The sequence below is a fragment of the Mesorhizobium sp. W050 genome, from assembly GCF_054719535.1.
This window is the reverse complement of record NZ_JBTTIH010000001.1, coordinates 437,222-450,291: the sequence shown is the minus strand read 5'-3', so window position 1 is coordinate 450,291 and position 13,070 is coordinate 437,222. Positions and strand designations below refer to the sequence as shown.

The following is a 13,070-nucleotide window of genomic DNA, read 5'->3' as shown; positions in this document are numbered from 1 at the left end:
AGAACGGCGCCGTGGCAAATGTCGAACAGGTTCAGCAAAAAAAGGGCCCGTCGCTTGTCATCCAGCTTGCGATGCTGCTGGCGGTGACGGGCGCCGCGATCGGCATGGGCTGGATGTCCGGCGGCTATCTGAAGGGCGTCGGGGGACCGGTGCCTGTGCCCGCCGCACCGGAGAACCAGTCCAATGGCGAGCAACCGAGCAAGGCGGCCGAACATGCTCCCGGCACCGGGCCGACGCTTGTCCAGCTGGCGCCGATCACCACCAATCTGGCTTCGCCTGCTGACACCTGGATAAGGCTGGAAGCGTCGGTGGTCTACGATGCGCCGCAGCCGCCGGAACTTACCGAAAGCATTCACCAGGACCTGCTTGCCATGGTCCGCACCCTGAAGATGCATCAGATCGAAGGCGCCAGCGGCTACCAGCATTTGAAAGCCGACCTCGAGGAGCGCGCCGCAATCCGCAGCGGTGGCCATGCCAAACAGGTTCTGATCAGGACATTGCTGCTCGAATGAGAAAACTCGTCCTCGCCGCCGCGATCGTCGTCGCCGCCACCTCTGTCGCCGCCGCCCAGCAGCTCGATCTCGGCGGCATCGGCAAGGCCGACGGCGCCACCGTCGGCTATATCATCCAGATGTTCGGTCTGCTCACCGTGCTGTCGGTGGCGCCGGGCCTGTTGATCATGGTGACGAGCTTCACCCGCTTCGTCATCGCCTTCTCGATCCTGCGCGCCGGCATCGGCCTGCAGTCGACGCCGGCCAATCTGATCCTGATCTCGCTGTCGCTGTTCATGACCTTCTACGTCATGGCGCCGACCTTCGACCAGGCCTGGAACACCGGCGTCAAGCCGCTGATGGACAACCAGATCAGCCAGACCGAGGCGTTCGAAAAGATTTCGGACCCGTTCCGCACCTTCATGCTGCACAATGTCCGCGACAAGGACTTCGACCTGTTCGCCGATCTCGCCCGCGAACGCGGCCAGGTCGTTGCCAGGGACACCGTCGACCTGCGCATCCTGGTGCCGGCCTTCATGATCTCCGAAATCCGCCGCGGCTTCGAGATCGGCTTCCTGATCGTGCTGCCGTTCCTCGTCATCGACCTGATCGTCGCCACCATCACCATGGCCATGGGCATGATGATGCTGCCGCCGACCGTCGTTTCGCTGCCCTTCAAGATCCTGTTCTTCGTCCTCATCGACGGCTGGAACCTGCTTGTCGGCAGCCTGGTGCGCTCCTTCACCTGACCGTCCGCGCGCCCTTGGCGCCTTGCTAAAATTTTATGCAATATATTTCCGGTTAACCGTCCCGTTTAGCCCTTTGGTAGGGACTTGCCCGCATATTGCTCGCAGATGGCGGGTGATCGGGTTTCACGATCATTGGCATGATGCCGCTCCGTCATACCGGAAAAGCCGGTATGTCAAAAACACCCTGTAAAAATCAAGGTACGAGTAGCCATGTCCAGTATCATGACGAACGCCTCGGCGCTGACCGCGCTGCAGAGCCTGAACAACACCAACAAATCCCTCGAGCAGACGCAGGCCCGCATCTCGACCGGCTATCGCGTTGCCACCGCTTCCGACAACGCTGCTTACTGGTCGATCGCGACCTCGATGAAGTCCGACAATAAGGCCAACTCGGCCGTGCAGGACGCCCTCGGCCTCGGCGCCGGCAAGGTCGACACCGCCTACACCGCAATCAACGACGTCAAGGACCAGGTCGACCTGATCAAGACCAAGCTGGTCACGGCCCGCAGCGCCTCGAAGGAAGATCAGCAGAAGATCGCGACCGAAATCAACGCCATCCAGGCGCAGATCAAGTCCTCGGTCGCCAACGCCAACTTCGCCGGCTCGAACCTGCTGCAGAACGACGCTGCCGCTGCGTCCGACCTGAAGATCGTTGCGGCTTACAACCGTACCGGCGCGACCGTCACCATCGACACCATCGACGTCAAGGCAGCCGATACGCAGGTTCTCGATGTCGCCGGCACGGGCGGCATCGTCGGCGGCCTGCTCGCCGCTGCCTTCTTCGACCCGAGCACCACGGCGGTTACCCCCGCCGCCATCGACACCGCGCTCGGCACTGTTGAAACCGCGCTTGCCAAGCTGTCCACCGGCGCTGCCTCGCTCGGCGCTGCCAAGTCGCGCATTGACACCCAGAAGGGCTTCCTGTCGAACCTGTCGGACTCGATCGACAAGGGCGTCGGCGCTCTGGTCGACGCCGACATGAACAAGGAATCGACCCGTCTGCAGGCCCTCCAGGTCCAGCAGCAGCTCGGCATCCAGGCGCTGTCGATCGCCAACGGCAACTCGCAGTCGATCCTGTCGCTCTTCCGCGGCTGATCTCTCGACATTACGACTGACACCATCCGTCGGGCCGCGCCAACAGCGCGGCCCGATTTCTTTTTGCGGCTGTTGATTTTCTTGCTAAATGGCTGCCGATTTTTGCTCTTGGCCAGCGCCCTGAATGGCTTGGTTTAACAGGCCGTTAACCATATCCCGGTAGTCATGGTTAACCATTCCATGGCGGGCAGACCATACGGTCGATGGGCTTATGCCTACCCCCTTGATGAAGTTGATCCGGCGCGTTCGGGACACGCCAGTGTTTGAAAAGGGGTAAATATCTTGGCTAGCATCATGACGAACGCTTCGGCTCTGACCGCGCTGCAGAGCCTGAACAACACCAACAAGCAGCTTGAAACCACCCAGTCACGCATTTCGACCGGCTACCGCGTCGCCACCGCCAGCGACAACGCCGCCTACTGGTCGATCGCCACCACGATGAAGTCCGACAACAAGGCGCTTTCGGCCGTTCAGGACGCGCTTGGCCTCGGCGCCGGCAAGGTCGACACCGCCTACACCGCCATCACCGACATCAAGGACCAGGTCGACCTGATCAAGGCCAAGCTGGTCACTGCACGCAGCGCCAGCAAGGACGACCAGCAGAAGATCGCCACTGAGATCAAGGCTATCCAGGACCAGATCAAGTCGTCGGTCACCAACGCCTCCTATGCCGGCTCGAACCTGCTGCAGAACGACGCTGCTGCGACCTCCGACCTGAAGATCGTCGCGTCCTATAACCGCACCGGCACGACCGTCGCCATCGACACCATCGACGTCAAGGCGGCCGACACGCAGGTCCTCGATCTTCCCGGCACCGGCGGCATCGTCGGCGCTCTGCTGGCGACGACCTTCTTCGATCCCAGCACAACCCAGGTCCTTCCGGCAGCCATCGACACCGCACTTGGCGCCGTTGAAACGGCGCTTGCCAAGCTGTCCACGGGCGCTGCCTATCTCGGCGCCGCCAAGTCGCGCATCGATACCCAGAAGAGCTTCCTGTCGAACCTGTCGGACTCGATCGACAAGGGCGTCGGCGCGCTGGTCGACGCCGACATGAACAAGGAATCGACGCGGCTGCAGGCCCTACAGGTCCAGCAGCAGCTCGGCATCCAGTCGCTGTCGATCGCCAACGGCAACTCGCAGTCGATCCTGGCGCTGTTCAAGCAGTAAGCCTGACCCGGCTTTCTCTTCCTTGAATAGGCCGCGCCAACAGCGCGGCCCTTTCCTGTATGGGTGTGTTTTGACGCATGTCGTTGACCCGGAACCGCTGCACACTTCCGGGCGACATGCTCTATCATCTTCGCACAAGCTTCGCGGTCTAGTGTTCCCACGGAATATCATGCTGGGAGCGCTTGAATCGTGCCGCAACAGATCCAGAGCATCATCTCGAATCTCAGGGCATTTGGCGTCAGGCGCCTTGCCATGCTGGCCGGCATTGCCGCATTGGTGATGGCCGTCATCGGCATCGGCTCGGTCTATCTCAACCGCCCGGCCTATGAGACGCTCTATGTCGGGCTCGATCGCTCCGACGTGAACCAGATCGGCCTGGTGCTCGGCGAAGCCGGCATCGGCTTCGACGTCGGCTCCGACGGCACCTCCGTGCTGGTGCCGGCCGGCACCACCGCGCAGGCGCGCATGCTGCTCGCCGAAAAGGGCCTGCCGACCAGCGCCAATGCCGGCTACGAACTGTTCGACAATGTCGGTTCTCTTGGCCTGACCTCCTTCATGCAGCAGATCACCCGCGTGCGCGCGCTGGAAGGCGAGATCGCCCGCACCATCCAGTCGATATCCGGCATCAAGGCCGCCCGCGTTCACATCGTCATGTCCGAGCGCGCCAATTTCCGCCGCGACGAACAGCAACCCTCCGCCTCGGTGGTCATCCGCTATTCCGGCATCGACGCCGAAAAGAGCGCCATTTCGATCCGCCATCTCGTCGCCGCCGCCGTGCCGGGCCTGTCGGCCGACAAGGTTACCGTGCTCGATTCCAACGGCAACCTTCTCGCCGCCGGCGACGATCCCTCCAACACAAGTGCTGCCCGCACGCTCGGCGTCGAGCAGACCGTCGAGGCGCAGATCGGCGACAACATCCGCCGCGCGCTGACGCCTTATCTCGGCCCCGACAATTTCCGCGCCAGCGTCAAGGCCGATGTCAACACCGACACCCGCCAGACCGAAGAGACGATCTTCGATCCGGAGTCACGCGTGGAGCGTTCCGTGCAGTCGGTGCGCGCCAACGAAAACAGCAATCAGAGGCAGGCCTCGACCCCGGCCACCGTCGAGCAGAACCTGCCCGAGACCCAGGCGACCAGCACCGATGGTCCGCAGACGTCATCGGAGAATGATCGCAAGGAGGAGATCACCAATTACGAGATCAACTCCAAGAAGATCGCCACAGTCTCGAACGGCTATTCCGTCACCAAGATGTCGATCGCCGTCGTCGTCAACCAGCAGCGGCTGATGACCATCCTCGGCAAGGACGCCACACCCGAACAGATCGCCAAGCGCGTCGCCGACATCCAGAAAATGGTCGCCTCAGCCACCGGCTTCGACGACAAGCGCGGCGACATCATCGATGTCTCGGCGGTCGAGTTCATCGACGGGCTGGACGGCGAGCCGGTCGAACAGCCGGGCATAATGGCGTCGATCGGAACCCATGCCGGTACGATGATCAACGCCGGCGCGTTCATCGTCGTGGTGTTCCTGGTCGCCTTCTTCGGCCTGAGGCCAATGGCCACCGCGCTGAGCGCGCGGCCGACGCCGGCACTTGCCGGTCCGAGCTTCGACGACGTCCAGCGTTCGCTGCCGACACCCGAAGCCGCCGGCGCCGAACCGGCGCCGGCTGCCTTGCCCGGCAGCCGCCCCGGCCCGACTCCACTCGATGATCTTCGCCAGAAGATCAGGCCGGCGCCACAGGAGCGGCTTGCCCGCATGGTCGACATCAATGAGGAGCGCACCGCGCAGATCCTGCGCAAATGGGCGGCCCAGGAAGCAGCGGTATAGACCATGGCCTCGGCAGCGCTTTTCGACCTTTTGCCGGATTTCGGCGCACGCAGCCAGCGTGCCGGCCAGCCCTCGCTCGCGGCCATGGCCGAGCCAAGGCCGGAGACGTCGGCGCCGCAGGCCGACATCGGCGCGCTGATCGCCGAAGCGGTCATCGATGCCGAAGCCGCCCTTGAAGCCCGCCTTGCCATCGCCCACCAGGCAGCGCTCGAGGCGCAGAGACAGGCCAATGCCGATGAAGCAAAGGCCTTTCTGGAAAGTTTCGGCGGCGATCTCGGCGCGGTCGTCACTGCCCGTATCGAGATCATGGAGGCCAAGGTCAGCGACCTCGTCGGCGCCACCATTGCGCGCATCATTGGCGGCCTTGTCAGCGACGATCTGCAGAAGCGTTCGCTGGAAGCCCTTGCCGGCACGATCCGCGAAGCCGTCGGCGACAGCGAGGCGGTGCGCATCGCCGTGCGCGGACCGCTGTCATTGTTCGAGGCACTGAAGGCTTCGCTCGGCCCACGCGCGGCCAATCTCGATTTCATCGAGGCGCCCGGCTTCGACCTTACCGTCGCCATTGACGAGGCGGTGTTCGAAACCCGCATTGCCGAATGGTCGGCCGCCTTGTCGGAGGCCCTGTCATGCGCGGGGGCCCTATTATGAACGAGTGGACGTCATGAGCGTTGTCGAGGCCGCAGACGCCAGGCACGAGATCATCATCGTGCGGCGCAATCACGACGACCACGACGACGCCCACCATGGCGGCGTCTGGAAGATTGCCTTTGCCGATTTCATGACCGCCATGATGTGCTTCTTCCTCGTCATGTGGCTGATCAACGCCGCCAACGAGCAGACCAAGGCGGCGGTTGCCAGCTACTTCAATCCGGTCAAGCTGGTCGATCGCAACGCCAGCCGCAAGGGCCTCGAAGACCTCGGCGATGGCCCGAGCAAGGTCGGGCTGACGGCGGACGACCCGCGGGACAAGACCAGCAAGGCGGGACAGGACGGCATCGGCGGCGCCGGCACCTCGGACAAGAAGCAATCGAAGGAATCGGCGCCGAAGACCGATCTTTCCGACGAGCATCTGTTTGCCGATCCCTATGCGGTGCTGTCGGAAATCGCCACCGACACCGGCGTCATGCAAAATGTCAGCGAGAAGGGCGATGGCGGCGCGCAGGCGTCCGGCCCGGCTACCGGCGCATCCGGTGGCCAATCCTACCGCGACCCGTTCGCGCCGGATTTCTGGTCGCAGCAGGTGGCTGCACCAGGCGCCGAAGCCACCGCCGAACGCAGCAAGATCGAAGGCGATCCGCTGAAGCCGGGTGACAAGGCGGCACAGACGCAAGTGGCGGAGGTGAAGGCCGTGCCGGCCGCGCCGCCAGTGGCCGCGGCGCCGCTCGAGCCGCTGGCGAAATCCGTTTCCGATAAGCCACTGACCAAGGCTGAAGCCAAGGCAGAGGCCAAGGCTGAAGCAGCGAAGGCCCAGATTGCAAAGGCCGAAGCTGCCGAAGCACAACCCGCACCCAAACCCGAAGCCGCGGAAAAGGCGCCGACGGCCGCCACTGTTAGAGCCGCGGCGCAGGTCAAGCAGGAACTGGCCGAGGCCTTCAAGCCAGGCGACAAATTGCATAATGGCGTCTCCGTCGAAGCCACCGACAAGGGTGTCGTCATTTCGATCACGGACCAGTTCGATTTCGGCATGTTCGAGATCGGATCGGCGGTGCCTAGGCGTGAACTGGTGCTGGCGATGGAAAAGATCGGCCGCATCGTCAACGAGCAGAAAGGCACGATCAGCATCAACGGCCACACCGACGCGCGGCCGTTCCGCAGCGACACTTACGACAATTGGCGGCTGTCCACGGCGCGCGCCCATTCCGCCTATTACATGCTGGTGCGCGGCGGCGTCGACGAGCGCCGCATCACCGAGGTCGCCGGCTTCGCCGATCGCGAGCCGAAAATTGCAGCCGACCCGATGGCGGCCGCGAACCGCCGCATCGAAATCCTGATGGCGACCGACGGATGAGGCGCGCCGCGATCATCGGCCGCGCCGTCGGGCTGCTGCTGCTGAGCGCTGTCCATCCGCCATCGGCCTTCGCCGAGGACGGCTTGCAGCCCTATCAGCTGGTGCGCTCGCTGCAGCTTGTGCAGGACCGCATCGCCGCCGGCGATCACGCCGCGCTGCCGATGCAGGCCAAGCTGCTCGAAATGGCCGACACAAGGCTGCGCGCGGCGGACGCAGATGATTTCAGCGACCCGAAGAATTTTCGCGCCTTGCTGGTCTATGGCATGAGTGGCGGCAACCCCGTCACCGTCGAGGCGGCGGTGTCGCGCGCCAAGACCGACCCGCAAAGCCTGACCATCGCCAAGGGCATCGTCGATTATCTGAACGGCCGGCCGGCGGCTGCGATCGAGGCGCTGAAGCCGATCGATCCGATGACCCTGCCCCCCGATCTCGGTGCCTTTCTGGCGCTGGTCAAGGGCTCGCTTCTCGCCACCGAGCAACCGGTCAGCGCGCTTGCGCTGCTCGACGATGCTCGCCTGCTCAGCCCCGGCACGCTGGTCGAGGAAGCAGCGCTGCGCCGCTCGGTCGGCATCGCCGCCGCGCAAGGCGACGGTGCGCGTTTCGCGCTTGCCTCAACCCAATATGTCGAAGACTACCTCTATTCGCCCTATGCCAGCCAGTTCGCCGACGCATTCGTCTCCGGCGTCATCACGCTGCACATGGCAATCAGCCAGGACAAGCTCGCCGACATCACCGCAATGATGGATCCCGAGCGCGAGAAGGTGATCTATCTGCGCATCGCCCGCCGCGCCGCGATCGACGGCTTTGCCGATCTCTCCGCCTTCGCCTCGGCCAGGGCTGAACGGGGCCGCGACGGCATCCACAATCAGGACGATCCGCGCGCCCAGCTCTATTCCAGCCTGTCCACGGTAACGTCCGGCACCATCGGCGAGGTCCGCGCCAAGCTGGACAAGATCGATCGCAACCAGCTTTCGCAAAGCGACCGCGACCTGCTCGATGCCGCGCAGGCCGTGGCGGGTGAAGTCATCGCCCCGCCGGCGCCGCTGCCTGCCGAAAAGCCCGCACCTGCCGCGGCCAGGCAGGAGCCGGTCAAGACCGCGGCCGTGGAAAGACCCGACGAGCCAGAGCTGCCGCCGGTCGAAGGCGCGATGCCGGAACAGCCAGCCGCCACAACGTCGAGTGAACAGCCCGCAACCGACCAACCGAAGGCGGCAAGTGAGCCGGCCGCGAAGGCACCGAGCACGCCAGAGGCAAAGGCGGCGGAAACGCCTGCAGTGGCCTCGGCCAGCGATGCGGCTCCGGTCGTGCCGGCATCGGTGCCGGCCCCCGCCGCAGTAGAGCCTACCGATCCCACCGACGCCGCCATGGCGAGGACGCGTCACCAGCTCGATTTGATCGACCAGATGCTTGGAGCAGCCCCGAAATGACCACCAATGTTGGCCAGGCCCTGCCGGCTCCCGCGCACGCCGGATCGAAGCAGTCGGCCTCAAACGCCAAAGGTGGCGACAAAAGCTTCGGCGACATGGTGCGCGGCGACGACGATGCGCCGACACCGATAGGCCAGGGAGCAATTGAGGCCGCGTCGCACGAGCTGCATTGGGCCAAACGCAGCCCTGCCGGTCCCGGCAAAAGCGAAATCCCACACACCCAGTCTGGCAAGACGGGGACGAAATCCGCTGCCGGCAAGGCCGCAAAAGAACATGCCGATAGTGGCCCGGACAAACCATCCAACGACGCTGAAGTGGCCGGACGAGACGCGGATGCAGGACCGCTGCAGGATCATTTGCCATTGGTGCTGGCGCTGCACGATATCAGGCATTTCTCAACGGTCCGGACAAGCGGGAACGGCATCGCGACGAATGGACAGACTGGGCAACCGGCGCCCGCTGGCGAGGCCATTTCTGCACAGACGTCGCCTCTGAAGAGACACCGCGCAGCTTCCGGCATTGACGACAGACTCGACACGACGACGCGATCCGAACGGGCCAAGACCGGTACCAGCGTATCAGCACGGGATCAGGGGCAAAAGCTGCCCGCGATCGGGCTCCAGTCCGGCAAACTGCCGCATCAGGATGGTCCGACGCCTCCTCTACCGGCGGACCAGACGGCAAGCGACGTTTCGGCACCCGAGGCAAAACGGTCCGCGCCGTCGGCGAAGTCCGTCGATGGAGCCCATTCCGCGGCATCGTCCACACAGGGAAAACAGCCGCCATTCGCTGCGCGCGTCGACATTGTCGCCGAGCAGAGTTTCCCGGCCCCGGCGCAAAGCCCGATGAACCAGACGACTTCGGCGCTTATCGACGCGCTGGCCTCGGATAGCGGCCTGCGGCAAGCGGTTTCGACGCCGTCGACGACCGCCCAGACGGCCGGTTCTGTTGCCGTTCCGACACATATATTGAAGATCGAGCTTCACCCGGCAGAGCTCGGCATGGTCACCGCCAGTCTCAGGCTTTCCGGAGAACAACTTTCGATAGAATTGAAGCCCGAAACCCATGAGGCTTACCGCCGTCTCGCCACCGACAGCGACGCCATCGTGAAGTCGTTGCGCGGGCTCGGCTTCGATGTCGACAAGGTCACCATCCTGCAACCCTCGATAGCGATCCACGCAGCGGCCCGCAGCGATGCAGCGAACTCGCATATGCCGCAAGGCCGCGACCAGTCCGCTTTTCAGCCCGGAAACTCGAGCGGCAACAATACGGGTTCGGGCGGCCAGCAGTCGGGAAGAAGCCGCAATGATGATGCCCAGGAATTCGGCCGCGCTGGCGCGCCTGCTCGCGAGCGCGCTGGCGACGATATGTTTATCTAGCCTCGCCACCAAGCCGGCCACCGCCGCCACCAACCCTTGCGAGCCCGAGATCTTGCGTGCCGCCGACCGCTATGGCGTGCCCGCCGGCATCCTCTATGCGGTCGGGCTGACCGAGACCGGCAAGAAGGGTAGCTTGCAACCTAACGACATGAATATAGAGGGAAAAGCGGTATTTCCAAGGAGCCGCACTGAGGCCCTAGCCGCCTTCGAAGCAGCCCGACGTGAGGGCAAGACGCTGATCGACCTCGGCTGCATGCAGATCAACCATCACTATCACGCCGCGCATTTCCGCAGCGTCGACGACATGCTCGACCCGCGCCAGAATGTCGACTATGCCGCGCGCTTCCTGGCCAGCCTGCATGCGCGTCATGTCAGCTGGTCGATGGCCGTCGCCCGCTACCACGCCGGCCCCGACAATGACCCCGCGCAGAAATTCTATGTCTGCCGCGTCATCGCCAATATGGTCGCCACCGGCTTCGGCAAATGGACCCCGAACGCCCGCAACTTTTGCAACCCTTAGGTGAATCATCTCTTGCGAACGGCTGCAAATCCACGCCCGGCGGGTGACGTGCCACGTCACCCGTTCGGCAACCAACGATACAACCTCCTGATTGCGGTTATTTCGAAACTCGAAATAACTCCCAAGAAAATAGCTACAAGAAATGATGGTTGTTCAGGATTCCCGGCACCGGTTACGGCTCTTCCCACGGGGCAGATGATCTGATTCGGGGGCGGGGCCGATGATTGTAATCGTTGACGAGCGAGAGCTCGTAACTGAAGGCTACAATTCACTTTTCGATCGTGAGGGCGTTGCCTGTGCAGGCTTCGCGTCCGGTGAATTCGGCGAGTGGGTGACATCGGCCGCCGACACGGATTTGCGATCGGTCCGAGCCTTCCTCATTGGCGACTGCCGCGAAGGCGCCATCTCGCCACGCCAGATCCGCGACCGCACCGGCGCTCCGGTCATTGCGCTGAGCGAACAGCACTCGCTCGAGAATACGCTGCGGCTGTTCGAGAGCGGTGTCGACGACGTCATCCGCAAGCCGGTCCATATTCGGGAGATCCTGGCCCGCATCACCGCCATCCGCCGCCGCGCCCATGAGGACGTCAGCTACACCGAGATCGGCGCCATGCGCATCTTCATGGATGGCCGCGATCCCGAGATCGATGGCCAGCCGCTGCCTCTGCCGCGTCGCGAACGCCGCATCCTCGAATATCTGGCGAGCAACCGCGGACGCCGGGTCACCAAGACCCAGGTCTTCAACGCCATCTACGGCATCTTCGACGAAGAGGTCGAGGAGAACGTGGTCGAGAGCCACATCTCCAAATTGCGCAAGAAGCTGCGCGAAAAGCTCGGCCAGGACCCGATAGATTCCAAGCGCTTCCTTGGCTACCGGCTGGTGTTCTGATGGCGGTCTGCGCCAGCCTCGCGCAAGACAGAAATTATATCCTCGCGACCACAGATGGGCCCAACGATGTTGGGCATTGAGGAGACGTTCGATGAGCCTTTACGGAATGATGCGGACCGGCGTTTCCGGCATGAACGCGCAGGCCAACCGCCTTTCGGCGACAGCCGACAACATCGCCAATTCCGACACCACCGGCTACAAGCGATCCTCGGCCGAGTTTTCGACGCTGATCATGCCGCAGGTCGGCGGCGCCTATAATTCCGGCGGCGTCAACACCACCATCCGCTCGGCCATCAGCGCCCAGGGCGTGCTGCAGTACACGACCTCGGTTTCCGACCTTGCGGTCAACGGCAACGGTTTCTTCGTCGTCCAGGACCCCAGCGGAACGCCTTTCCTCACCCGCGCCGGCGCATTCGTTCCCGACGCTCAGGGCAGGCTGGTCAACGCCGCCGGCTACCAGTTGATGGCATACAGCTACGCCAACGGCACGCCGGCAGCCACCGCCAACGGCTTCGAAGGGCTGGTTCCGGTCCAGATCTCCGACCAGGAAATGACGGCGACGCCCAGCACCACAGGCAATTTCAACGCCAATCTGCCGGCTGGCGCCACGCCGCCCGCCGGTCCGCTGCCTTCCACCAACAGCCCGACCGCCGAATACACGTCGAAGTCCTCGATGGTCACCTACGACAATCTCGGCAACAAGAAGCTGCTCGACGTCTATTTCACCAACACCGGCACCGGCGCCTGGTCGGTCTCTGTGTTCGACCAGTCCCAGGCGACGCCGGGCACATCCTTCCCCTATACGGGCGGCGCGCTGGCCACGGCCAACCTGACCTTCGACACCACCACCGGCAAGCTAACCGGCGCGGTCGACAGCATAACGATCCCCGTACCGGGCGGTGCGTCGCTCGACCTCGATTTGTCCAAGCTGACTCAGCTCGGCACCGGCTTCACAGTCTCCGAAGCCAAGGTCAACGGCAACGCGCCCAGCACGATCGAAAAGATCCAGATCGGCGAGGACGGAGTCATTTACGCCCAGTATCAGGACGGCTCGACCAAGCCGCTGTTCAAGATCCCGCTGGCTGACGTCCAGAGCGCCGATAACCTCACCGCACTGCCGGGCAATGTCTATGCACAGTCCACCGACTCCGGGACCGTGCGCATCGGCTTCGCCAATGAAGGCAAGCTCGGTAGCATCATCTCCGGCGCGTTGGAAAATTCCAACGTCGATATCGCCGAGGAATTGACCAACATGATCGCGGCGCAGCGCAGCTACACCGCTAACTCGAAAGTGTTCCAGACCGGTTCCGACCTCATGGATGTCCTTGTCAACCTGAAGAGATAAACGACGGGCACTAGTGGGATGAACCCAAACCAGAGCAGCGCGGTGCGCGGATTTCGAATTCAAGGCCACACCGGCAAACCGGCCGGGGTGGTCTGGAATTGCAGGTTTCCGAACGCCGACGCCGCCGACAGGGCAGAGACGTCATCCCCTCCCCACTGGCCTCGTGAAAG

Annotated in this window: 13 protein-coding genes; 12 read left to right on the top strand and 1 reads right to left on the bottom strand. The window is 63.6% G+C overall.

The features are described from left to right. Positions 1 to 11 precede the first annotated feature (11 nt). The 8 genes from ACYG9Y_RS02135 to ACYG9Y_RS02100 all read left to right on the top strand — a co-directional run bounded on the left by ACYG9Y_RS02135 (position 12) and on the right by ACYG9Y_RS02100 (position 8,767). Positions 12 to 512 (top strand): flagellar basal body-associated FliL family protein, encoded by a 501-nt coding sequence (locus ACYG9Y_RS02135; protein WP_023735023.1) that lies wholly within the window; start codon positions 12 to 14, stop codon positions 510 to 512. Then, entirely contained in the window at positions 509 to 1,240 is a 732-nt protein-coding gene (gene fliP, locus ACYG9Y_RS02130; RefSeq protein WP_023710973.1) for a flagellar type III secretion system pore protein FliP, read from the top strand. Before ACYG9Y_RS02135 ends, fliP begins: the two co-directional genes overlap by 4 nt. A gap of 210 nt (positions 1,241 to 1,450) precedes the next feature. After that, a complete protein-coding gene (locus tag ACYG9Y_RS02125) occupies positions 1,451 to 2,335 on the top strand; it encodes a flagellin N-terminal helical domain-containing protein (protein WP_023737677.1) in 885 nt (294 codons plus the stop codon). A gap of 282 nt (positions 2,336 to 2,617) precedes the next feature. Then, positions 2,618 to 3,502, top strand: coding sequence for a flagellin N-terminal helical domain-containing protein (locus tag ACYG9Y_RS02120; protein ID WP_023683302.1), 885 nt, complete (start codon positions 2,618 to 2,620; stop codon positions 3,500 to 3,502). A gap of 189 nt (positions 3,503 to 3,691) precedes the next feature. Beyond that, positions 3,692 to 5,332: a flagellar basal-body MS-ring/collar protein FliF gene (fliF, locus tag ACYG9Y_RS02115; protein ID WP_023737676.1), complete on the top strand. Its 1,641-nt coding sequence runs from the start codon at positions 3,692 to 3,694 to the stop codon at positions 5,330 to 5,332. Between the two features lie 3 nt (positions 5,333 to 5,335). Then, positions 5,336 to 5,980 carry a hypothetical protein gene (locus ACYG9Y_RS02110; RefSeq protein ID WP_023737675.1) on the top strand — a complete coding sequence of 215 codons (645 nt, stop codon included), beginning with the start codon at positions 5,336 to 5,338 and terminating at the stop codon, positions 5,978 to 5,980. A 13-nt stretch (positions 5,981 to 5,993) separates the two neighbouring features. Beyond that, the gene (locus ACYG9Y_RS02105) at positions 5,994 to 7,340 is read left to right on the top strand and encodes a MotB family protein (protein ID WP_023737674.1); all 1,347 of its coding nucleotides are present in this window, start codon (positions 5,994 to 5,996) and stop codon (positions 7,338 to 7,340) included. After that, on the top strand, positions 7,337 to 8,767 hold the full coding sequence (locus ACYG9Y_RS02100; protein ID WP_023737673.1) for a chemotaxis protein: 1,431 nt from the start codon (positions 7,337 to 7,339) through the stop codon (positions 8,765 to 8,767). The genes ACYG9Y_RS02105 and ACYG9Y_RS02100 overlap by 4 nt, the downstream gene beginning before the upstream one ends. A gap of 59 nt (positions 8,768 to 8,826) precedes the next feature. Here ACYG9Y_RS02100 and ACYG9Y_RS02095 read toward each other — a convergent pair whose 3' ends face one another. Then, positions 8,827 to 9,159, bottom strand: a complete 333-nt coding sequence (locus ACYG9Y_RS02095; protein ID WP_198018609.1) for a hypothetical protein — start codon at positions 9,157 to 9,159, stop codon at positions 8,827 to 8,829. A gap of 453 nt (positions 9,160 to 9,612) precedes the next feature. Here ACYG9Y_RS02095 and fliK point away from each other — a divergent pair, with 453 nt between their 5' ends. The 4 genes from fliK (at position 9,613) to ACYG9Y_RS02075 (ending at position 12,900) form a co-directional block, all read left to right on the top strand. Continuing rightward, positions 9,613 to 10,146: a flagellar hook-length control protein FliK gene (gene fliK / locus ACYG9Y_RS02090; protein ID WP_198018608.1), complete on the top strand. Its 534-nt coding sequence runs from the start codon at positions 9,613 to 9,615 to the stop codon at positions 10,144 to 10,146. Then, positions 10,079 to 10,666, top strand: a complete 588-nt coding sequence (locus ACYG9Y_RS02085) for a transglycosylase SLT domain-containing protein (protein ID WP_444849031.1) — start codon at positions 10,079 to 10,081, stop codon at positions 10,664 to 10,666. Before fliK ends, ACYG9Y_RS02085 begins: the two co-directional genes overlap by 68 nt. A gap of 220 nt (positions 10,667 to 10,886) precedes the next feature. Continuing rightward, positions 10,887 to 11,555, top strand: a complete 669-nt coding sequence (locus ACYG9Y_RS02080) for a response regulator transcription factor (protein ID WP_023683295.1) — start codon at positions 10,887 to 10,889, stop codon at positions 11,553 to 11,555. Between the two features lie 91 nt (positions 11,556 to 11,646). After that, a complete protein-coding gene (locus tag ACYG9Y_RS02075; RefSeq protein ID WP_023671890.1) occupies positions 11,647 to 12,900 on the top strand; it encodes a flagellar hook protein FlgE in 1,254 nt (417 codons plus the stop codon). The last annotated feature ends 170 nt before the right edge of the window (positions 12,901 to 13,070 follow it).

Bases quoted from the DNA above. Each gene is read 5' to 3' on its own strand.
- ACYG9Y_RS02105 (WP_023737674.1), top strand. From the start codon at position 5,994: ATGAGCGTTGTCGAGGCCGCAGACGCCAGGCACGAGATCATCATCGTG.
- ACYG9Y_RS02100 (WP_023737673.1), top strand. From the start codon at position 7,337: ATGAGGCGCGCCGCGATCATCGGCCGCGCCGTCGGGCTGCTGCTGCTG.
- ACYG9Y_RS02075 (WP_023671890.1), top strand. From the start codon at position 11,647: ATGAGCCTTTACGGAATGATGCGGACCGGCGTTTCCGGCATGAACGCG.
- ACYG9Y_RS02080 (WP_023683295.1), top strand. From the start codon at position 10,887: ATGATTGTAATCGTTGACGAGCGAGAGCTCGTAACTGAAGGCTACAAT.
- fliK (WP_198018608.1), top strand. From the start codon at position 9,613: ATGAACCAGACGACTTCGGCGCTTATCGACGCGCTGGCCTCGGATAGC.
- ACYG9Y_RS02095 (WP_198018609.1), bottom strand. From the start codon at position 9,159: ATGCCTGATATCGTGCAGCGCCAGCACCAATGGCAAATGATCCTGCAG.
- ACYG9Y_RS02085 (WP_444849031.1), top strand. From the start codon at position 10,079: ATGCCCAGGAATTCGGCCGCGCTGGCGCGCCTGCTCGCGAGCGCGCTG.
- ACYG9Y_RS02125 (WP_023737677.1), top strand. From the start codon at position 1,451: ATGTCCAGTATCATGACGAACGCCTCGGCGCTGACCGCGCTGCAGAGC.
- fliP (WP_023710973.1), top strand. From the start codon at position 509: ATGAGAAAACTCGTCCTCGCCGCCGCGATCGTCGTCGCCGCCACCTCT.
- ACYG9Y_RS02110 (WP_023737675.1), top strand. From the start codon at position 5,336: ATGGCCTCGGCAGCGCTTTTCGACCTTTTGCCGGATTTCGGCGCACGC.